Source organism: Mycobacterium sp. URHB0021, from assembly GCF_054057895.1.
Genome location: NZ_JBSRZT010000002.1, coordinates 7,086,979 through 7,106,655 on the forward strand (window position 1 = coordinate 7,086,979; position 19,677 = coordinate 7,106,655).

The following is a 19,677-nucleotide window of genomic DNA, read 5'->3' on the forward strand; positions in this document are numbered from 1 at the left end:
CGTATTGTTCAGGCCCGCAGCGGCTTTCACCGACTCCGAATTTCTATCATGCTGACACTCCCACCCCATTGCCATGCTTTGCCGGTGGGAGGACGATGAAGTGGTCCGGCGGCGCCGTCGAGACGCTGCCCCACATGCAACGGAGGCAGATCATGTACGCACGAAGCACCACAATCCAGGCGGAGCCCTCGTCCATTGACGCCGGTATTGCGCACATGCGCGATCGCGTGATGCCCGCGCTCGAGGGTATCGACGGGTACGTCGGCTTGTCCGTGATGGTCGACCGAACATCCGGTCGCTGCATTGCCACCAGCTCCTGGGAATCCGAGGAGGCGATGCGCGCCAGCGAGGAGTCCATTCGGCCGACTCGTGACCACGCCGCGGAACTTTTCGGTGGCAGCGCGCAGGTCGAGGAATGGGAGATCGTTGCCATGCACCGAGAGCACCGCGCAGGTGAGGGCGCCTGGGTGCGAGCCACCTGGGTCAAGGTCGATCCGGATCAAATCGACGGAGGCGTCGGCTTCTACAGGGCGACCATCTTGCCCGCCCTCGAGGAGCTGGAGGGGTTCTGCAGTGGCAGCCTGCTCGTCGACCGTGCGTCCGGTCGTGGCGTGGCCGCGGCGACCTTCGACAACGCCGAAGCGATTGAGCGTAATAAGGACGAGCTGGACAAGCTCAAAGCCACGGGCAGCCAGGAAGCGAACGCAGAGGTACTCGACCAGTGCGACTTCGAGTTGGCGGTCGCACACCTACGTGTGCCCGAGATGGCCTGACCGCAAGACAGACCTAGTGTGGCCGGTTACGTGACAGCCCGGGCATACGCCGAACTCAACGACTTCTTGGCACCTGGGTCGCGCGGAATGGCCCTATGCCGACCACTCCATCAGTTACGTTGCGGGAGCATGTGATCCGACCGACCACCGAATCCACACCGGTTAGCCGCCCCCGACCGCGCTCGCCGCACCGGCAGGTAATCGTGCACGACCGCAGAGCCTCTCGGGGCCGTCACACCTCAGTTGCAGGCGCCGACTCGCCGCGGCAGGCCTGCAGGTAATCGGGGTAGTCCCAGGAGTCCAAGAACTCTTGTGCGGCATGCAGCCCGCGGTTGTACAGCGCGTCGCGCTCCTCGGCAGTGATGTCGAAATCCAGCGAACCGACCGACTCCGCGGGGACGAAGATGGTGCGCCGAACCGTACACGGATCATCGACATAGGCTGCGTCCTGATCGCTGATGAGAGTCTCCAGCGCCCCGAACGCCAATGACAGCGGACCTCGGATCTGGTGCGTGGGCGGCATACCCGGCGGGGCAGAAAGCCGAATGCCGAATGTCGGCCATCGCGGTGCGTCGCTGCTGTCGAACAAATGCACCGGAAAATTGGACAGTAGGCCCCCGTCCACCCACGTCGCACCGCTGACCCGCACCGGTTCGAACACGAACGGCACCGCCGACGACGCGCGCACCGCCCGCGGCACCGAGTACTCATCGGGATCCACGCCGTAATTCGGCAGATCCCACGGGATTCGGACCAACCGACGCCGTGACAGGTCACTGGCGGTGACCACCAGCGACCACGCATACTGCTGCGCCGGCTCGCCGGTGCGCAAATCACCGAACGTGCGCACGCCGAGATCGCCTAGCAGCCCGGTCAGCAGGGTTTCCAGGTAATCACCCTTGTACAGCCCGTCCCTGGCGACAAGGGACAGCGCCGGGCCCACGACCGGTATTCGTGCGAACAGAGTCGGGTCGGCGAACTTGGAGTAGTCGATGCTCTGAGCAAGCTCGTCAAGCCGCGAAAGCGGTTCGCCGGCGGCCTCGAGCGCCGCCACCATGGAGGCGACCACGGCTCCCGCACTCGATCCAGCGACCCGCGGAAACTCATATCCAGCGGCCGCCAGCGCATGCACCGCACCGACCAAGCCGATGCCTCGAACACCACCGCCTTCGCACACCAGATCTGCCCGTGCCGTTCCACTCATCCTTGAACTCTCTTCCCAATGTCGTTACTCGACATGCGTTTTTGACAAGCTGCCCGCTCACACCGATGCCTACCGCGACGCACACGGACAGCACGGCCGGGTATCGGCTCCGGATGGGTTCCGCTGCGTAATCGCGGGACTAACAGAGGTGAGCAGGGCAACGCCGTCATCCGCTTTGCCCTAGGCTGCCTCACACCGCCGGAGGGCACGTGCGAGTCCTGGGCCGCCATTCCGCGACAGTCGATGCTGACCGTGCCCACGATGCGCCCGAGGCAAATCGATTGATCCATTGTCAACAAACCTACGGTCCGGATACGCTCCGAGAAGTCTGAACGCTCAGTCGAGAGGACGCCGTGACCGAACTGGCGCAAGCGCTTGTCGGAGGGATTCTCATCGGCGGCCTGTACGTCGCCATCAGCATCGGCTTCTCGCTGTCGTTCGGCGTCCTCGACGTCGTCGACCTCGCGGTCGGGATGTGGGTGGTCCTCGGTGCGTTCGCCGCAATCGTGGCCGGCGAAAAGCTGCGGGTAGACGCGTTTCTACTGCTCCCGGTGGTGTTCGTCGTCTTCGCCGTCGTCGGCTGGCTCATCGCGCCGCTGATTTATCGGGTCCGGACCAGTAAGTACGCGTTGCCGGCGCTGATGGGGCTGGCGTTCACCTTCGGGCTCGCCACGCTGATCCGCGGCGGACTGCTCACCGTTTTCGGCTACACGCCCCGCAACGTGCACACCGACCTCGTCTCCGGCAACGTCGAGCTGCTCGGCATCACGGCACCCGCCATCCGGGTGGCCGGCTTCGCCTTCGCGGTGGTAGCGACCGGCCTGTTCCTGGCGTTCCTGTTCTACACCCGCACGGGTCTGGCGATTCGGGCCACCGCACAGAGCAAGGAGAACGCCGGGCTGATGGGCGTCGACGTGAAGCGGATAAGCAGCCTGGTGTACGCCATCTACACCGGACTCACCGCGATGGCCGGCGCGCTGCTCGGCGCCATCTACGCGATGACCCCGGAGGTCGGTCTGCGCTACACGCTGTTCGCATTTTTCGTCGTGGTGCTGGCCGGGCTCGGCTCCGCGGTCGGGGTGATGGCCGCCGGACTGTTCCTCGGCGTGCTGCAGTCACTGGTCACCACGTATGTCGGCGCCGATTACACGCTGCTGGTGGTTTTCGGGGTGCTGTTCGTCGCGCTGCTGCTGTTCCCGCAAGGTATTTCACGGCGGGGGCTGACATGAACGAAGCTTGCGAGCGAATCATCGGCACGGAATGCGTCGGCCGAGCCTGCGAGGACGTCGCATGAGTAAGCCGGCCTCCGGAGGCAACGCGGTCGTCAACCTCGGAGTGCTCGCCCTCGTCGTCGCGGCGCTCTTTCTGCTGCCGATGATGACGACGCCGTACTACATCCGGGTCGCCACCGGCGTAGCGATGTGGGCCGGACTCGCGCTGTCCTGGAACGTGATCTGCGGGTACGCCGGATACATCAGCTTCGGCCACGTCGCGTTCTTCGGCATCGGTGCGTACACCACCGCGATCCTGATGCAGCCCCAGCACCACTGGAACTTCTGGGCGACTCTTCCGGTCGCGGCCGTGATCGCCGGCGCCGTTGCGGCGCTCGTCGGCTGGCCGGCGCTGCGGCTGAAAGGGGCATACTTCGCCATCGCGACCTGGGCCCTGGCCGAAGCCGTGCGCGAACTGACCACCATCCTCGACTTCACCGGCGGCTCCCGCGGACTGACCACGCCGATCCACCTCGACGACACCTTCTTCTACTACACGATGCTCGCCGCCTCGGCGATCGCCTTCGCCGTGTGCTACCTGCTGCTGGAACGGTCCCGGTTCGGATTCCGGGTCAAGGCGGTGCGCGACAACGAGGTTGCCGCCCGCGCGCAGGGCATCAACACCACGCTCGTCAAGATTGCGGCCTTCGTCCTGAGCGCGATGATTCCGGCCGTCCTCGGGGGCATCAACGCGTACTGGATCACATTCATCAACCCGGAGAGTGTGCTGAACACCATCATCACCGACCAGCTGGTGGTGATGGTGCTCGTCGGCGGACTCGGACACGCGTGGGGCCCGGCGCTCGGCGCGACCGCGCTCTACCTCCTGCAGGAGCAATTGCGGGTCAGCTACGGCGAGACGACCGCCTACATCATCATCGTCGGCGCCCTGGTGATGGCGGTCGTGCTGTTTCTTCCCGACGGGCTGGTCAGCCTCGCCCGGCGAGCGCGACGAATGCGGCTGGTACGGCAGCTACTTGGCCGCGCCCACGACGATGTCACGCCCCCGCGAGCGGACAGCGAGACCGAGGAGGCCAGACGATGACGGTGCTTGGAGTCGACGGCCTGTTCCGCTCCTTCGGCGGCATCCGCGCGGTCGACGGCGTCACGTTCGACGTCGAGCAGGCCGAGATCGTGGGCATCATCGGGCCGAATGGCAGCGGGAAGAGCACGCTGTTCAACCTTCTCACCGGTGCCCTGAAGCCCGACGCAGGCACCATCTCGCTGTTCGGCCGCAACATCACCCGGCTCGCGCCCTACCGGATCGCCCGGGCCGGCCTGGGCCGCACCTTCCAGATCCCCGCGCTGTTCGTGAACATGACTGTGCGGGAGAACCTTTGGACCGCCGCAGTACAGTTCGACTGGAACAACGCCCGGGCCGACGCGGACGCTGTGCTGGAGCGCCTCGAGCTGACCCACGTCGCCGACGACCTCGCGAGCAGCTTGTCCGGCGGGCAGCAGCGGCTGCTGGAGATGGGCCGGGTGCTGATGCAGAAGCCGAAGGTCGCGCTGCTGGACGAGGTCGCCGCCGGGGTTCACCCGCGCCTGCGCCAGATCATGCTGGACGCCATCCGCACGCTGCGTGACGCGGGCACCACGTTCTTGGTCATCGAGCACGACATGGAGCTGGCGCAGGATATCTGCGACCGGATCATCGTGATGGATGCCGGAAAGATCGTGGCGCAGGGCAGCTTTGAAGAAATCTCTCACGACCCGCACGTGATGGAGGCGTATCTGGGGGTGTCGGCGGAGTGACCGAACACCAGGGCATCGACTCCCCGGAGAGCGTCGTCACGGTCGACGGCCTCGACGCGGGGTACGGCGGCGTGCAGATCCTGCATGAGGTGTCGATGACGGCGCGCACCGGCGAGGTCACCTGCATCTTCGGGCCGAACGGCTGCGGAAAGAGCACCCTGCTGAAGGCGATGGTGGGAGTGATCGACCCGTGGGCGGGCACGGTCGCGTTAGACGGCGACGATCTCACCCATCTGCCGTCTCACCGCACCCTCGGCCGTGGGCTCGCCATGATGCCACAGGGCGGCGGCGTGTTCCCTCAGTTGTCGGTGCGCGACAATCTGCGGATCGGGGGCTACACGATCCGATCCCGCCAGCAGCTGGATCAACGGATCCAAGAGCTGCTGCAGGAATTTCCGAGACTGCGCGAGCGGTATGCCGTGCAGGCCGGCCAGCTGTCCGGCGGCGAGCAGATGATCCTGTCGATCGCCCGCGCGCTCGTCTTGAACCCACGGTTCCTGCTGTTCGACGAGCCCTCCGCCGGCCTGTCCCCGAAGTTGGTCGGCGACGTCCTGGTGCGCGCCGCCGAACTCGCCCGGCGCGGCGTCGGCGTGATCATGATCGAGCAGAACATCCGCGAGGCGTTGCGGGTGGCCGACCGGATGTACGTCCTGGTGGCGGGGCGGAACCGGTTCGAAGGCACACCCGCCGACGTGGAGGACGACCGCGAACTCATGCACCTCTATCTAGGAGGCCGCTGAACGATGCACGGCCTCAGCCCGCGGCCCGCCAGGGCAACCCGAGAGGAGTAACCATGTCCATCTACATCAACCGTCGAGGCTTTCTCACCCGGGCCGGCCTCGTGGTGGGCGGCGTGGTTGCCGGCCCGAGCCTGCTCAGCGCGTGCGGCGGTGACACGGGCGGCGGCACGTCCACCGACACGTTCAAGGTCGGCGCCGTGCTCGAGCTGTCCGGCGCATCTGCGACCGGCGGACAGATCGCCCAGCGCGGATACCAGCTCTGGGCCGACACGGTGAACAGCAAGGGCGGGCTGTCGATCGGCGACAAGAAGTACAACGTCGACCTGGTGGTGCAGGACTGTAAGAGCGATCCCGGCACCGCCGCCGACGCGACATCCCGGCTGGCCACCGAGGAAGGCGTGAACGCGATCTTCGGCGCATACACCAGCGGCGTGCAGATCGCGATGGACCCGATCTGCGCCAAGTACAAGGTGCCGTGTATCGCCGGCTCGGCGGAGTCCCCCGGCATCTGGAAGAAGCAGCCCGCGTTCACTTTCGGCGTCATCCCCGCGGTCGACACCACGGCGGCCCGCTCGATCCAATCGATCGTCGACATCGCGAATCCCAAGCCGGCCACTGCGGCAGTCGTCGGCGCCAACGAGCCGTTCTCCGACGACACCGCCCAGGGTTTCCGCAAGGGGGTCGAGGACGCCGGGCTGAAAGTCGGTCACTTCTCGCTGTTTCCGCCGAACGCCGACCTGGCGCCCGTCGCCAACGTGGTCGCGGCGCAGCGGCCCGACATCGTGGCGGTCGGCGGCCACGACGTCCTGCTGGTCGACTTCGTGAACGCGATGGCCGCGACCGGTTACACCCCGAAGGCGATCATCGAGCACTACGGGATCACCGATGCCTCCTTCTCGAAGGCGCTCGGCCGCCGCGCCGACGGCGTGATGGGAATCTCGGTCTGGCTGCCGACCGCGGCCTTCAGTGACGACCTGTTCGGCTCGGCCGCCGACTATGCCAAGGCATTCGAGGAGAAGCACGGCTCACCGCCGGACTACACCGCCGCCGGGTGCAGCGCCGCCGGGCAGGTACTGCAGGCCGCGGCCGAGAAGCTGGGGCAACCGCCGTCGCTGTCCGAGGACGCTCGGGTCAAGCTCAACGATCTGATCGCCGCCACCGACCTGACCACCTTCTACGGACCGATCCGGTTCGCGCCCGACGGGGACCACTTCCACAACAACACCGCGCTCAACCCGATGCTGGTGCAGATCCAGGGAGGGCAGGTCAAGGCCATCGCGCCGCCGGACTCGGCTCAGGCCCCGATCATCTACCCGCTCGCCCCGCTGGGCTGAGCGTCTCCGGATCGACGCGCCCGCGGCCAGCCGCGTTCGGCGGCAGAGCGTTTCGTTCGGCGATCAGCGCCAGAAGCCGTGCTTCTTGAACTTCTTCTGGTCGCCTTCGACGTCCGTCCACTCCCCCGACGCGTAGCTGTAGGCCTGCTTGGCGCCGGTTCGGACGACGTCCAAGGTCCCGTCGTGGTTCTTGACGTAGGCGTCACCGAACCGCATGTACTTGTCGGCGCCGCCATCGCGGAGTGTCACGCAAACCGTCACGCGCTCAGCGCATCTTCTCGGGAATCGAGTTCAGCGCGTGCAGGATGTGCACGGCCAAGTCGCTTGCCGCCTTGTCCCCGAGCTTGGAGTGAGCCTGGATCGTGTCCGCGACCAATTCAAGACGAGTGATGTAGGGCGTTTGCAGAACTGTTGGCGAAGCCATGAGGTTTCCTTTTTCAGACGAGCATGTCCGCTCGGAACCGAGCTGCCCGATACTCATGACGGTACGCCCTTTCCCACCACTGGGCGTGCGTACGGTCACGTCTGAATACCGACGCCGTCAGTGGCCGCGCGGATGCCTGGTGGCATGTGACGTCATTTCCGACACGACGGAACGGCCGCGGCCGCGCGGGGATTGCGCGGCGGCTGCGAGGAGCACGCCGACGGATTCGGCGATGCCGGTCGCGATGTCATCGACCTCCGGCACGTTGTCCGGGCAGGCGCACACGCACAGATCCATCACGTCGGCGTGGGATGTCACGGTGATGGTGAGCCCGCAACCTTGCATCAGTGGCGCTGCAGTGTGCATACCGACCACCCTGGCGCCGGCACAGTACGTCGGCCCCGGTTTGCCGGATACGAAAGCGACCGTGCCCTGGCATCTCGGGGCCCGCGACCGGGCCAGGCCCAGTCCGGTGTAGATCTGTGTCCCCGCGTGGACGACGGACGGCGCGAGCAGCGACGCGATCCTCGCGAGATCCACTGCTGAGCCAAAGTTTTCGTCACCGAGGCTGTATGCGGTGTTCAGCTTTTCGGTGGCGGTGTACAGATTGGTCAGGACCTGCACCGGGTCGTCGAGCTGAACGGGCACGCGAACGTCCCCGATTGTCAGCGCCTTTCCCTTCTGTGCCGCATCGCCGGTCGGCCGCGAAACCGGGACCTGCAAGAGCAGGGGATTGTCCGGGACGACGTCGTATCGTTGCAGCCACGCACGCAGGGACAACGTGCACGCGGCGAGGAAGACATTGGCGGTGCTGCCGCCGAACGCGTTTCTGACCGCCTGCACATCGGCCAGCGGAATCGATGCGAAGCCCATCGACCGCCGCTTGGTCAACGGCGCGTTGAACACGGTTCGCGGCACGGGTCCGCTCATCGACGGCGCGACCGGCAATTCCTCGGGGAGTTCACCGGGACCGCGCAGCCGGCTCCGCACGCTCTGCAGCACTCCACGGACAGCTTCGGCGGCCAGCCAAGCGCCCAAGATCTGGTTCTCGACGATCTCGCTCACAGTGTCCGTGACGATCCCGCTGAGCGACGGTGCGCGGCCAAGGCCGGCCTCGGCCGGCAGATTGCCTGCCGGGTCGTCCGGACCGCTGGTCAGCAGCCGCTGCCACAGCGACGCCGTGCTGTCGTCCCCGTCGCCGAGTACCGGCGACATCTTCACCGCCAACGCCCAGCGGCCACCCGCCAGGCCGTCGATACTCCACGCTTCCCACAGCGATTGACGCCAATCCTGTGGTCCCGCGCTGAGCTGCACGACCAGATCGGCGAGCTCGCGCTCGCCCCCCGGCGCCGCCGCCGTCGCGCTGTGGATGTAAGGCGTGGGGTCGTAGTCGTCCACGTCGGCCCAGATGGGCTGCCCCACACCGAACGGCTTGCCGACCAGTCGACTGCGGAAGCGCGCCAGGCTCGGTACCGTCGAGGCCACCAGGTCATGCAGCCGGCGATGGCTCAGGTGATCGGATGCCTCGAGGATGACCAGGGCAACCGTGTGTGCCGGTGTGGTCGCGGTCTGGGTGTGCAGCGCCAGCGCATCCGCGGCCGCCAATCGAGTGACCATCAGCTCGTCCGCCAATCTCCGAGGCCGCTCACTCTACTCGCCATCACCGCGACGGCGAAAGATGTTGCACCTCAACGCCTCAGCTGCCCGGAAACGAGATGTGGGCTGGTGGAAAATCCCACCAGCCCACATTGGATCAAGCTTGTTAGACGGCCGTTACTCCGACCGCCTGAGGACCCTTCGCGCCCTGTTCGATAGTGAACTCGACCCGCTGGTTGTCCTCGAGCGATTTGAACCCGCTCCCCTGGATCTCCGAGTAGTGAACGAACACATCCTCTGAGCCACCGTCGGGGGCGATGAAGCCGAAGCCCTTTTCGCCGTTGAACCACTTCACAGTTCCCTGTGCCATACTTTTGCCAACTTCTTTCACTCTGAATGGATGCCGAAAATGCATCCGGGCTCAGGCTATCACGGTCCTCAGGCTCCGGCCGCCTCGGCTCGATCAACTGTTTTCATTTGCCGCAAAACGTTTTTCGAATGCCAAGCCATCACGAGCGAGAACGCCGCTTCGGTGGCTTCAGCGTGGCCGCCAGGCCTGCGAGCAGGAGATCGAGACCGCGGTCGAGCTCAGCGGCGCCGTCGTAGTTGGCCAGCGCCGATGCCAGCGCACGCACCTGGGGGAACTCTGTCACCGCCAGCCTGTGCAGCCCCAGGCGCAGCACGTCATCGGTCTCCTCGGGTCGCTCGATGACCTCCTGCAGCTCGGTGAGGATGTGGCCATGGAGATACCCGAAGAGCGCCCGGTAGATGTGAAGGGCGTCGACCCCGCTGAAGCCGACGGAGGTGAGGAGGGCGAGGACGTCCTCCAACGGTCTCAGCATCCCCGGGGGGCGCTGACCCAACGGGGTGGCCAGCGGCCGAGTCACCAGCAGCGCCACCACGTTTGGGTGTGCGAGCGCCAACCGCCGGAACTCATGCGCGACGCTGCGTAGCTGGCCGGCCCAGTCGGGATCCGACGTATCCGCCTCCAGCTGCCCCAGCACGATCTCGGCGACCCCGTCGAGCAATGCCGCCTTGCTCGGCACGTGCCGGTAGAGCACAGTCGGATCCCGGCCCACCTCCTCACTGAGACGACGCATCGACAAGCCATCGATACCGTCGCGGTCGATGATTCTCAGCGCCGCTTGCAGGATCGTCGACCGGCTGACCGGACCGGCGTCGCGACCATTGGTGGCGGGGCGATCAGTTCCGGTGGTGTCCGCAGCGGACGCGGTCAGCCTTTTCGCCATTGCGCGCCACACCTTCCTTCGACCTGTCCCCGGTGAACCACAACGTAGGTTAACACCATACGTCAACGACGTTGACATGCGACGCAAAGGGGTGTGTACTGGAGGTCTACCAGCAGATGAGCGGCGTGGAGTGCCTGTCATCGTTGGTGTGGCTATATTGCTCCTCGCCGCGTGGGCGTGCTGAGTAATGCTAGGGCGGCCCACCCGCCGACCGATTACTCCGTGTCCGGATATTGCCTCTCGGGGTCGACCGCCACGGCGTTCCTCTTAGGGATCCTGGTCGGCGCGGTGGCGCCGCTCGGTCTGTAGTTGCGAGCCGACGACGCGCTGGGACCGCCGGCACCGCGGGATGATCGTGCGACGTGTGCACTGCCCGAACCCCATCAAGGACACGTGATGAATGCTCTTCACACTGAGCCTCGATCGCTCACCGAGCATCACGCGGTGCGTTTTGATGCTCGATTTCCGATGTCCTCGGTGACCGTCGTCAGCGCATATGGCGACATCGACGCGTCGAACGTAAGCACCCTCCTCGATTACGCACTCGCGAATGCGGTGCGTTGCCGAGGACTGATCCTTGATCTCAGTGGCCTGCAATTCTTTGGCGTCGACGGTTTCTCGGCGCTGCACAGAGTCTCGGTCAGCTGCGCCCGCGATGGCACCGGGTGGGTGCTGGTACCAGGTCCGGCGGTCTCCCGACTGCTACGAATCTGTGACCCCCACGGATCGCTTCCCGCTGTCGATACCGTCGGTGCGGCACTTGCTAACCTCCAGGAGCAGCACGCAGTTGCGTGACCGCGCTTCCCGCTGTCCTCGCGCCGGTGGCGAATTTCCGTTCCGAGGCGGTTTCCGGTGCGTCGTCGGAGGTGGCCAGCAGGAATCCGTCGGGAAGCGCCAATTTGTGGATCGTCCGCAGCGTCAAAAGATACTGGTGCACAAGTGATCCGCTGGTATAGGGCAGGTCGTACTTGGCACACAATGCCCGAACCCGCGTCGCGATCTGCGCGTAGCGATTGCTCGGCAGGTCCGGAAACAGGTGGTGCTCGACCTGGTAGCACAAATTCCCACTCGCGAACGCCAGCACCCGGCCGGCATCGAAGTTCGCCGCCCCCAACATCTGCCGCAGGTACCAGTCGGCCCGCGTCTCGTGCTCGAGTACATCCGTGGTGAATTTCTCGGCGCCGTCAGGGAAGTGCCCACAGAAGATCACCACGTAGGCCCACAGGTTGCGTAGAAGGTTGGCAGTCGCGTTCGCGGCCAGGGTTCGGCGCCACCGCGATCGGCTCAGCGCCGGGAGGAGCACGTAGTCCTTGACCGCCTGGCGGATCACCTTTGCACCGAGCAGCCTCGCCTGGATACCCCTTTCGCCGGCGGTAGCCCCCCGAATGCGCTCAAAGTCCACACCGTGCAGCGCGATGCCCCATTCGAAGGTGGCTGCCAAAAACATGTTCTGAAGGGGCTGCAGCAGATATTGGGGTTTCCACGGCTGATCGCGGGTCACCCGCATCACGCCGAAGCCCAGATCGTCATCCATGTCGAGAACGTTGCTGAACACGTGATGGCGATAGTTGTGCGAATGCTTCCACTGCGAGGAGAGCCCGACCATGTCCCACTCCCACGTGCTCGAGTGGATTTCAGGGTCGTTCATCCAATCCCATTGGCCATGAAGGACGTTGTGACCGATCTCCATGTTCTCGACGGCCTTGGCGAACGCCAGCGCCGCGGTCCCCACTGCCCAGCCGGCCCGTGTCCGGCTGCAGCCGATGATCAGCCGCGCCACCACGTCGAGAATCCTCTGGAACTTGATGGTTCTCCGGATATAGGCCGCGTCGCTCTCACCGAGCGACTCCTCGATGTCGAAGCGAACGGCGTCAAGTTCAACCCCGAGCGCCTCGATGTCCGTCTCGCTCAAATGCGCGTACGCGGCGATATCGGTAATTGCCAAAAGATGTCCTGATGAGTCCGGCCTTACGGCATGGGTGGGCTCGTGTGTGAGAACCCGAAGTTGAGTGCGGACCACCGGCCGAGATTCTAGGGATGACAGCAGCGCGTCGGCGTATCTCCAGCTTAAGGGCCATAACGGCGTACGTCAACGCTGTGTGTCTACGACGCTGATACTGGTAAACTCACCGAATCGGGACCAACCAGGCCCCATGACCAAGGGGCCCGTCATGTCCGACAAATCGCCTCGGCAAACCATGACGAAGAAGACCGGCAAATCTCTGAAGGAGAAACGCGCCGCCAAGCACGCCAAGGCAGCGACCCGCGTCTCGTCTACCGAGGCGCTGCTGCATGACAAGAAGCGCTAAGGCACAACATCTTTCGCTAGGTGTCCTGGCCGGCTCGCGGAAAGCCGACGAACATAGGCTGCCGATCCACCCGGCTCATTTCAGCAGGATCGATCGTCGGGTCCGACCGCGGATCTTCCTCGAGCAGGGGTACGGCTCGGACTCCGGCGCGACGGATGATGCGCTGGCCGAACTCGTCGGCGGAATCAGAACGCGCGAAGAGCTCATCGCCGGCTGCGATGTGATCCTGCTGCCCAAAGTCCAGGCCGAAGACCTCGCAGAACTCAAGGTGGGACAGGTTGTCTGGGGCTGGCCGCACTGCGTGCAGGACACCGCCCTGACTCAGGCTGCCATCGATCGGCGGCTGACGCTGATCGCGTTCGAGGCGATGAACCACTGGCAGGCCGACGGCGGATTCGGCCTGCACGTCTTCCACAAGAACAACGAGCTCGCCGGCTACTGCTCGGTCTTGCACGCCATGCAACTGGCCGGCATCACCGGCAGCTACGGTCCGCGGCTGCGCGCCGCCGTCATCGGATTCGGCGCCACCGCCCGAGGCGCGGTCACCGCGCTGAACGCCCACGGTGTCGACGACGTGCGTGTCCTCACCAACCGTGAAATCGCGGCCGTCGGTTCGCCGATTCACTCGACGCAGATCATCCAGATGAGACCGGACCCGGACGCACCCGAGCAGATATGGGCTGATACCCCCGAGGAGTCCGTTCCGGTGGCCCAATTGCTGGCGGACAACGACATCGTCGTCAACTGTGTTCTGCAGGACACCGACGCTCCCCTGGTCTTCCTCACCGAGAAAGACCTGGCCGACTTCACCCCCGGAAGCCTGATCATCGACGTCTCGTGCGACGTGGGAATGGGTTTCAGCTGGGCGCATCCAACCACGTTTACTCAACCAAGCATCGAGATCGCCAACGGCGTGCGTTACTACGCTGTGGACCACAGCCCGTCCTACCTATGGAACTCGGCGACGTGGGAGATCAGCGAGGCCCTGCTGCCGCATCTGGAGACGGTCCTGGCCGGTCCGGCGGCGTGGGATGAGAACTCGACCATCTCCCGGGCTATCGAGATTCGCGAGGGCGCCGTCGTCAACCCCGGCATCCTCTCGTTTCAGCACCGCGACGACGCATACCCGCACGGGATTCGCGCCGTGGCGCAGGCAATGTCCTAGCCGTTTCGTGTGTGGTCTACCGCTCCAGAGCGTCGAGCAGTTCTGACAGCGGCACTGTCGCGACACCGATCGCGGCGTCGCTGATGCCGTACGGCAGCACGAGGGTTCCCCCGTGCACCAAGCCGCCGCACGAGTACACCACATTGGGGACGTATCCGTTCTGCTCATCGGCAGTGGGGCTCAGCAGCGGCTCCCGGAGCTGGCCGAGAATCCGTGTCGGATCCTCCCGGTCGAGCAGCATCGCCCCGATTCGGTACGTTCGCATCGGACCTACGCCATGGGTGAGCACCAGCCAGCCGGCTTCGGTTTCGATGGGTGGGCCGCAGTTGCCGAGCTGCAAAGCCTCCCATGCCCGGACCGGCCGCTGGAGGCGCACCGAGTCGGTCCACACGAACGGATGATCGGAATACGTGATCGAATTCGATTCGCGGTCTGACCGTGACATGGCCGCGAAGCGCCCGCGGATCCGGCGCGGAAACAGCGCGAGCCCCTTGTTGGCCGCGGCCTTGCCGACCATCGGAGTGGACCGAAACGAGCGGAAGTCCGTCGTCTCCAACAACTGCTGACTGATGTGGGACCCGCTGTAGGCGGTGTAGCTGGCATAGAACGTGGCCGTCCCGTCGTCGTCGACGAAACGGACGAAACGCGCGTCCTCCATGCCGGCCGCCTCCGCGCTCATCGCCGGCCACAGCACCCGCTCGGAAAGCTCGCTCGCGTCGGGGAATTCGACACCGTACGTCCGGTCGGCGATCGCCCGCATCAGCGAGATCGTCCTGGTCGCATGCCCACGCGTCCTGCGGTTGTGTGCAAGCTTGTCGAGCCGCTCGTCGAGCTGCGCTCGGGTGAACCGGTCGCCGAGCGCATCGAGCACATAGTCCGCGGCCTCGCTGACGTCGTCCTGCCGCGCGAGCTCACTGCGCAGCACCGTGGCATCCAACAGACTCGACACGACCGGCCCCACGCTGGCGAACCCAGCCGGATCGTCGATCTCGACGTTGCCCGCCGCGTCGACCACGCCGGTCCGGAACCCGATTGACGAGCAGTGCCCCTCGCCGATGCCTCGCACGCTCATCACGAATCGCAGGCTGCCCGCCGCGGTTGCGGTCTGGTCCGGATGAGCCACCATGCTGGGATTGCACAGCGCCGCACCCTCGATCGCGTACTCGCTGGTGAAGACCGCCCCCAGCAGCAACATTCGCGCCTCGGAGATACCCATGGCGGGGTCGAGCCGATCGGCGAGTTCACGGGCGTGCCCGCGGAACGTGTCGACCAGGTCGCGGTGCCTCCCGTCGAAGCGGATGATGACATCGTCCAGCGATGAACGCACCTCGTCCTCGTCAAGGGCCAGGACGCGAGCCAACACCGCCGCCGCGCGGGAGTCCTGCCGCTCGAACGCCTCCTGCCCGGGTACGAACAGCCGGGTGATCACCCTCGACGGGTCGGCCGCGAGCCGCTGCGGACTGCGCGTGACCAGTCCGGCCCGCACCGAAGTCATTGAGGCACAGTCGACAAACGCCGAGCATGCTGCAAGGTCGAGATCACGGCCATCGTCGACTCCGCGCCTTGGTTACCGTTTACACCGTCAGCGTGCAAACCGTCGTATCCGCCGCCCGTTTCGGGGTTCCACATCGGCTGTCCCGCGTCGTTGTCGCCCATGAACCAGGCCGCTGCGGCCCGCACTCCGTCGGGCCAGTTCGGATTGGGGTCGACGACAGCGGCACGCGCGCACGCATCAGCGAGCGAAGACACCTCGATGGGTTGCTGGTCGAACGCGGGCCTGGGGTCCTCGGCGCCTCTGCCCGCAACAGGGGTAGGAGACAAATGGCCGTCGGTAGTTTCGGAGTCGATGAGCCAGGCCAGTAAATCCAGGCCGCGCTGAAGCAGCGTCGCGTCGTCGAGCGCGGCCCCGGCCGCGATCATCGCCTCGGGGAGAACAGCGTTCGCGTACGTCAGTCGGGGTTCGGGCCACGGCCATGCCGGGTCGTCCTTCGCAGCGGGTACCGAAGCGGCGTAGTCGGCGATCAGTGCGCGGGCCGCGGAGTGCTCCGGGTCGAAGGCGAGAAGCTCGGCGGCGCCGAGTGCCGCGAACGCCATCGCCCGCGGCCATTCCGAACGTTCCTGTGCGGCGCGTTCGAACTGCATGATGGCGGACTGGCGGACCCAGGCGACATTGCTGTGCGCGGCCGCGGTCCCCAGACCCCACAGGCACCGCCCCCAGGCGTCTTCTACGGCCGGCTCGTCGACCCAGCGGCCCGTGCTGTCCATCCGATTGCGGCAGGCGCCGGCGAGGGCCTGCGCGTCGTTCAAGAAGCGGAGCGCCACTCCGGCGAGACCGTTCAGTGTTCGGTCGGGACGATGGTCCCGGGTGGTGACGATGAGCACCCGCGCGGCGTCGTCGGTGCAGTAACCATGCTCGGGCGACGGGTCGGCGAGCCGAGCGTGCTCCAGAGTGCCGTGACGGTCCGTCAGCCGCATCAGATGGTCGAACACCGGTGCCGGCGACGTCATGGTGATACCAGTGCCCGTCGATGCGTGAGGACCCGACGTGCCAGCCTCTGATATCCGCCCGCGATCACCGGCCAGGCCATCTCGGGTGCCAATCGGCGGGCCTCGGCCGCCATCGCGCCGGCGAGCCGCGGCTGTGTCAGAACCCGGCGCAGGGCGGCCGCCAGCGCGTCCGGGTCGTCATGGTCGACGACGATGCCGGCGCCGGTGCCGAGGAGCTCGACGGCGTGCGGGAACGCGGTGGAAACCACGGGCCGGCCACTCGCGATGGCGTCGACCAGCACCCCGGAGGTGACCTGATCGGTCGAGTCGTAGGGCAGGACGACGACCGCGGCAGACTGGATGAGAGCGGTCAGCATCGCAACGTTGCGGTATCCGTCGTCGAAGGACACGGCGTCCGCCACGCCTCGGCGCCGCGCCTGCTCACTGCGTGCGTCGCGGTACGCCTCACCATCGTTGGCCAGCACTTTCGGATGCGTTCGACCGGCAACGAGATACCGCGGTCGGCCTGGCAGATCCTTCAGGGACGGCATCGCCTCGATCACCCGCTCGATGCCCTTGCCGGGGCCCAGCAAACCCCAGGTCAGCAGCGTCGGCCGACCGCCCCGCTTTACCGCGTCGTTCGTCGGGAGGGTGGCGCCGTGCGCGAGGGTGCTTACTTTGCGGTCGTCGATGTCGAAGCCGCGGCATAACCGTTGGCTGGCCGCATCGGACATCACGACCACTTGATCTGCCCGCGCCGCAATTGCTTCGAGGACCGAACGCTGATGCGGCGTCGGGTCTTTGAGGACCGTGTGGGCGACCACGATCGACGGGACGCGCAGCCCGTCGAGGATGTCCAGAACTTCGTCTCCGTCGACACCTCCGTAGATGCCGTACTCATGTTGGATTACCGCGACGTCGCTCTGATTCAGAGACTCTGCGCATGCTGCGACGGATGCCGGCGAGCCGTTGACCAACTCTCCGATGACACGGGCACATGACGACGGAGCCCCGTCGGACACCCGCACGACGCTGACGTCGGAGCCATTGGCGGCCAACCCCTTGGCCAACGCCGCGCTGAAGGTTGCCAGCCCACACGCTGTCGGCGGATACGTGCTGAGGATGCCGAAAGTCGGCGTCCCGGAAAATGCCTCAGCTACAGGAAATGACGACGAAAAGGTAAAAGGCGTGCTCAAAGGTGATCCCAACTGGCGGTTGTCACCTGCGTGTCCGGCGTGAGCGGTTGCTCGGTGCGGTCAGCGGAAAGCGGCAGACACATCCCGGACTGGCTGGGTTCCCAACACCGTTGACGGTACACCCCGATGGCTGACGTCCGGCCCTCGGTACCGATCAGACACCCTGATGAAGAATCTGAGCGCCTTCGAACCGCCCCACCACCCGGACAGCGGTCGACCACCGAAAGCATTGTCCCTCAAATGAGTTGCGGGATGGGCGGCGACACGTGATCAGCCCTCGAGCGGAATGGTCACCGTCAGCGTGGTCCCGTCACCGGGTGGGCTGTCGACCTCCAGGCGTCCCGACACCGCCTCGACCCGGTCCTTGAGCCCGATCAGACCCGAACCATCACCCGTCACCGCGCCCCCGACTCCGTCGTCAGTGATCGACATTCGGATCTCGGGTTCCTCCGCCGCCACGCGCACCCGAATCTCCGTCGCGTTGGCGTGCTTGGCGGTGTTCGTCAGCGCCTCGGCCACAACGTAATACGCGGCCACTTCCACCGACTCGGGCAGCCGCCGATCCACGTCGACATCGAGGGTGACCGGCACCGGCGACCGCCGCGCCAGCGTCCTGATCGCCGGGCCGAGGCCACCCCGCGACAGGATCGCCGGATGGATACCGCGGGACAGCTCCTGCAGATCGGTGTGGACCTCCATCAGATCCGCGACGACACGGTCGAGGCCGTCGCGGATCACTTCCTGCTCGGATTCCTTCAACGCCCGCAGCTGCATACCCAGCGACACGATCCGCTGCTGCGCGCCGTCGTGCAGATCTCGTTCGAACTCGCGCCGGGCCTGGTCGGAGGCGGCGACGATGCGCGCGCGTGACGCCTTGAGCTCCGCGCGGTTCTCCGCGTTGTAGATCGCCGTGGCCACCAGATCGGCGAAATCGCCAACCTGATCCTCGGTTCCCGGCGGCAGCGGTTGCGCGACAACCGAACCCACGACTATCCCGGCCCGTACCTTGCCATTGACGATCACCGGCGCACCCACCCCCGAACACACCTCCAGGGAGCGCATCCGGTCGGCGATCGCACTTTTCACACTGGCGTAGTCGTCGATCCTGGCCGGCTCACCCGTGCGCACGATCCGCACGCTCAAATTGTCACCGGTGAGCGGGAACCGTTCGCCGACCGCCATTGTTGCGCGGTGCGGGCTGTCCCGGGTGGCCAGCACGACGCCCTCACCCCCGTCGTAGCCCACGATCGTCACGTGCTCTACCCCCAGCCCGCGGGCGAGTTCGTTGACCGCCATCGGATAAACCTCCGCCGGCTCTGCTCCGCGTGCCACCAGCGTCGCCACCCGCCGAAGCGCAGCCTGCTGCTCGGCGAGCGCCGTGACTTCGTCGTGGCTGGCCTCCAGCTCGGCGGTGATCTCCTGGCGGTCCCGCGTCGCGGCCAACAGCGCCTCCAGCGACGGCACCATCCGCTCGACGCGCTGCCGCGACCCCGCCGGCAGGCCCGCCGGCACCAACAATGTGCCCACCACCTGGCCGCCGTCGCGCAACGTGACCGCTGCGTGATCGGCGTCGCCGGGAATCTCGTCACGGTCGAGCAAGGCGAACGGCAGTTCCAGCACCTCGGCGATCCGTGAACCGGCAGCATCCAGCGCGGCACGCAGATCCCCGGTGCGCAACGTGGACCGCGCAAGCTCGGCCGACAGATCCGCCTCGACCCGGCGCTGCTCGGCCTCCAGCGCACGCAACCGCGCCTGCCCGGCCAGCACGTTGGCCAACAGCGCCAGGCACAGAAATACGCCCAGCGCCAGCGCCAGGCTGCCGGCCCCTTCCGCGTGAAAGTAGGAATACACCACCGCGCTGACCAGCGACATCGCCACCGCGACGCCGATGCCCCACCCCGCGGACACCACGAGGACGCCGAGCAGGAAGAGCGCCCCGAAGGCGTTCTGCGGCGCAATCCTCTTCAGCTGCAGCACCACCACGATTTCGAAGGCGATGAACCCCAGTGCGACCAGCACGCCGAGCCACACCGGTGGCGCCGTCGGGCGCAGCACCAGCGCAAGGGTTCGCCGGTACAGCGTTTGCCATCGTGGGCTCGTCGATGAAGCCACCGGCCGATCGTAGTTCGCGGCGCCGGTAACCGGAATGCCACGGAAAGTCATACGGGCGAGA

20 protein-coding genes are annotated in these 19,677 nt (G+C 66.1%); 9 read left to right on the forward strand and 11 right to left on the reverse strand.

Features of this window, described 5'->3' with window-relative positions:
- Positions 1-152: 152 nt before the first annotated feature.
- Positions 153-773: an antibiotic biosynthesis monooxygenase family protein gene (locus tag ACVWWN_RS36840; protein ID WP_457149421.1), complete on the forward strand. Its 621-nt coding sequence runs from the start codon at positions 153-155 to the stop codon at positions 771-773.
- A 232-nt stretch (positions 774-1,005) separates the two neighbouring features.
- Here ACVWWN_RS36840 and ACVWWN_RS36845 read toward each other — a convergent pair whose 3' ends face one another.
- Positions 1,006-1,977 carry a patatin-like phospholipase family protein gene (locus tag ACVWWN_RS36845; protein WP_457148262.1) on the reverse strand — a complete coding sequence of 324 codons (972 nt, stop codon included), beginning with the start codon at positions 1,975-1,977 and terminating at the stop codon, positions 1,006-1,008.
- A 353-nt stretch (positions 1,978-2,330) separates the two neighbouring features.
- Between ACVWWN_RS36845 and ACVWWN_RS36850 the strand changes: the two genes are divergently transcribed.
- The 5 genes from ACVWWN_RS36850 (at position 2,331) to ACVWWN_RS36870 (ending at position 7,077) form a co-directional block, all read left to right on the forward strand.
- A complete protein-coding gene (locus ACVWWN_RS36850) occupies positions 2,331-3,206 on the forward strand; it encodes a branched-chain amino acid ABC transporter permease (protein WP_457148263.1) in 876 nt (291 codons plus the stop codon).
- Positions 3,207-3,267: 61 nt separating this feature from the next.
- On the forward strand, positions 3,268-4,293 hold the full coding sequence (locus ACVWWN_RS36855; protein WP_457148264.1) for a branched-chain amino acid ABC transporter permease: 1,026 nt from the start codon (positions 3,268-3,270) through the stop codon (positions 4,291-4,293).
- A complete protein-coding gene (locus ACVWWN_RS36860; protein ID WP_457148265.1) occupies positions 4,290-5,003 on the forward strand; it encodes an ABC transporter ATP-binding protein in 714 nt (237 codons plus the stop codon). The genes ACVWWN_RS36855 and ACVWWN_RS36860 overlap by 4 nt, the downstream gene beginning before the upstream one ends.
- Positions 5,000-5,743 (forward strand): ABC transporter ATP-binding protein, encoded by a 744-nt coding sequence (locus tag ACVWWN_RS36865; RefSeq protein ID WP_457148266.1) that lies wholly within the window; start codon positions 5,000-5,002, stop codon positions 5,741-5,743. The genes ACVWWN_RS36860 and ACVWWN_RS36865 overlap by 4 nt, the downstream gene beginning before the upstream one ends.
- 53 nt (positions 5,744-5,796) lie before the next feature.
- Positions 5,797-7,077 (forward strand): amino acid ABC transporter substrate-binding protein, encoded by a 1,281-nt coding sequence (locus ACVWWN_RS36870; protein ID WP_457148267.1) that lies wholly within the window; start codon positions 5,797-5,799, stop codon positions 7,075-7,077.
- A gap of 63 nt (positions 7,078-7,140) precedes the next feature.
- On the opposite strand, the gene ACVWWN_RS36875 is transcribed toward ACVWWN_RS36870, so the two are convergent.
- From ACVWWN_RS36875 to ACVWWN_RS36895, 5 genes are all read right to left on the reverse strand, one after another.
- Positions 7,141-7,338 carry a hypothetical protein gene (locus tag ACVWWN_RS36875; RefSeq protein ID WP_457148268.1) on the reverse strand — a complete coding sequence of 66 codons (198 nt, stop codon included), beginning with the start codon at positions 7,336-7,338 and terminating at the stop codon, positions 7,141-7,143.
- A 4-nt stretch (positions 7,339-7,342) separates the two neighbouring features.
- Complete coding sequence (locus ACVWWN_RS36880; protein WP_457148269.1) at positions 7,343-7,501, reverse strand: DUF6307 family protein; 159 nt, start codon at positions 7,499-7,501, stop codon at positions 7,343-7,345.
- A 117-nt stretch (positions 7,502-7,618) separates the two neighbouring features.
- Entirely contained in the window at positions 7,619-9,118 is a 1,500-nt protein-coding gene (locus ACVWWN_RS36885) for a wax ester/triacylglycerol synthase domain-containing protein (protein WP_457148270.1), read from the reverse strand.
- Between the two features lie 145 nt (positions 9,119-9,263).
- Positions 9,264-9,467: a cold-shock protein gene (locus ACVWWN_RS36890; protein WP_457148271.1), complete on the reverse strand. Its 204-nt coding sequence runs from the start codon at positions 9,465-9,467 to the stop codon at positions 9,264-9,266.
- A gap of 139 nt (positions 9,468-9,606) precedes the next feature.
- Positions 9,607-10,347 (reverse strand): TetR/AcrR family transcriptional regulator, encoded by a 741-nt coding sequence (locus ACVWWN_RS36895; RefSeq protein ID WP_457148272.1) that lies wholly within the window; start codon positions 10,345-10,347, stop codon positions 9,607-9,609.
- A 468-nt stretch (positions 10,348-10,815) separates the two neighbouring features.
- Here ACVWWN_RS36895 and ACVWWN_RS36900 point away from each other — a divergent pair, with 468 nt between their 5' ends.
- On the forward strand, positions 10,816-11,142 hold the full coding sequence (locus ACVWWN_RS36900; protein WP_457149422.1) for an STAS domain-containing protein: 327 nt from the start codon (positions 10,816-10,818) through the stop codon (positions 11,140-11,142).
- On the opposite strand, the gene ACVWWN_RS36905 is transcribed toward ACVWWN_RS36900, so the two are convergent.
- On the reverse strand, positions 11,111-12,292 hold the full coding sequence (locus ACVWWN_RS36905; protein WP_457148273.1) for a fatty acid desaturase family protein: 1,182 nt from the start codon (positions 12,290-12,292) through the stop codon (positions 11,111-11,113). The two genes, ACVWWN_RS36900 and ACVWWN_RS36905, sit on opposite strands and share 32 nt — an antisense overlap.
- 226 nt (positions 12,293-12,518) lie before the next feature.
- Here ACVWWN_RS36905 and ACVWWN_RS36910 point away from each other — a divergent pair, with 226 nt between their 5' ends.
- The gene (locus ACVWWN_RS36910) at positions 12,519-12,656 is read left to right on the forward strand and encodes a hypothetical protein (protein WP_457148274.1); all 138 of its coding nucleotides are present in this window, start codon (positions 12,519-12,521) and stop codon (positions 12,654-12,656) included.
- Positions 12,640-13,821 (forward strand): N(5)-(carboxyethyl)ornithine synthase, encoded by a 1,182-nt coding sequence (locus tag ACVWWN_RS36915; protein ID WP_457148275.1) that lies wholly within the window; start codon positions 12,640-12,642, stop codon positions 13,819-13,821. The genes ACVWWN_RS36910 and ACVWWN_RS36915 overlap by 17 nt, the downstream gene beginning before the upstream one ends.
- Before the next feature lie 16 nt (positions 13,822-13,837).
- Here ACVWWN_RS36915 and ACVWWN_RS36920 read toward each other — a convergent pair whose 3' ends face one another.
- The 4 genes from ACVWWN_RS36920 to ACVWWN_RS36935 form a co-directional block, all read right to left on the reverse strand.
- A complete protein-coding gene (locus ACVWWN_RS36920) occupies positions 13,838-15,316 on the reverse strand; it encodes a glycoside hydrolase family 130 protein (RefSeq protein ID WP_457148276.1) in 1,479 nt (492 codons plus the stop codon).
- Positions 15,313-16,335 carry a glycosyltransferase gene (locus ACVWWN_RS36925; RefSeq protein WP_457149423.1) on the reverse strand — a complete coding sequence of 341 codons (1,023 nt, stop codon included), beginning with the start codon at positions 16,333-16,335 and terminating at the stop codon, positions 15,313-15,315. Before ACVWWN_RS36925 ends, ACVWWN_RS36920 begins: the two co-directional genes overlap by 4 nt.
- Positions 16,326-17,504, reverse strand: coding sequence for a glycosyltransferase (locus ACVWWN_RS36930; protein WP_457148277.1), 1,179 nt, complete (start codon positions 17,502-17,504; stop codon positions 16,326-16,328). Before ACVWWN_RS36930 ends, ACVWWN_RS36925 begins: the two co-directional genes overlap by 10 nt.
- A 270-nt stretch (positions 17,505-17,774) precedes the next feature.
- The gene (locus tag ACVWWN_RS36935) at positions 17,775-19,616 is read right to left on the reverse strand and encodes an ATP-binding protein (RefSeq protein WP_457148278.1); all 1,842 of its coding nucleotides are present in this window, start codon (positions 19,614-19,616) and stop codon (positions 17,775-17,777) included.
- Positions 19,617-19,677 lie beyond the last annotated feature (61 nt).

Bases quoted from the DNA above. Each gene is read 5' to 3' on its own strand.
- ACVWWN_RS36840 (WP_457149421.1), top strand. From the start codon at position 153: ATGTACGCACGAAGCACCACAATCCAGGCGGAGCCCTCGTCCATTGAC.
- ACVWWN_RS36845 (WP_457148262.1), bottom strand. From the start codon at position 1,977: ATGAGTGGAACGGCACGGGCAGATCTGGTGTGCGAAGGCGGTGGTGTT.
- ACVWWN_RS36855 (WP_457148264.1), top strand. From the start codon at position 3,268: ATGAGTAAGCCGGCCTCCGGAGGCAACGCGGTCGTCAACCTCGGAGTG.
- ACVWWN_RS36860 (WP_457148265.1), top strand. From the start codon at position 4,290: ATGACGGTGCTTGGAGTCGACGGCCTGTTCCGCTCCTTCGGCGGCATC.
- ACVWWN_RS36870 (WP_457148267.1), top strand. From the start codon at position 5,797: ATGTCCATCTACATCAACCGTCGAGGCTTTCTCACCCGGGCCGGCCTC.
- ACVWWN_RS36880 (WP_457148269.1), bottom strand. From the start codon at position 7,501: ATGGCTTCGCCAACAGTTCTGCAAACGCCCTACATCACTCGTCTTGAA.
- ACVWWN_RS36885 (WP_457148270.1), bottom strand. From the start codon at position 9,118: ATGGTCACTCGATTGGCGGCCGCGGATGCGCTGGCGCTGCACACCCAG.
- ACVWWN_RS36890 (WP_457148271.1), bottom strand. From the start codon at position 9,467: ATGGCACAGGGAACTGTGAAGTGGTTCAACGGCGAAAAGGGCTTCGGC.
- ACVWWN_RS36895 (WP_457148272.1), bottom strand. From the start codon at position 10,347: ATGGCGAAAAGGCTGACCGCGTCCGCTGCGGACACCACCGGAACTGAT.
- ACVWWN_RS36900 (WP_457149422.1), top strand. From the start codon at position 10,816: ATGTCCTCGGTGACCGTCGTCAGCGCATATGGCGACATCGACGCGTCG.
- ACVWWN_RS36910 (WP_457148274.1), top strand. From the start codon at position 12,519: ATGTCCGACAAATCGCCTCGGCAAACCATGACGAAGAAGACCGGCAAA.
- ACVWWN_RS36915 (WP_457148275.1), top strand. From the start codon at position 12,640: ATGACAAGAAGCGCTAAGGCACAACATCTTTCGCTAGGTGTCCTGGCC.
- ACVWWN_RS36920 (WP_457148276.1), bottom strand. From the start codon at position 15,316: ATGACTTCGGTGCGGGCCGGACTGGTCACGCGCAGTCCGCAGCGGCTC.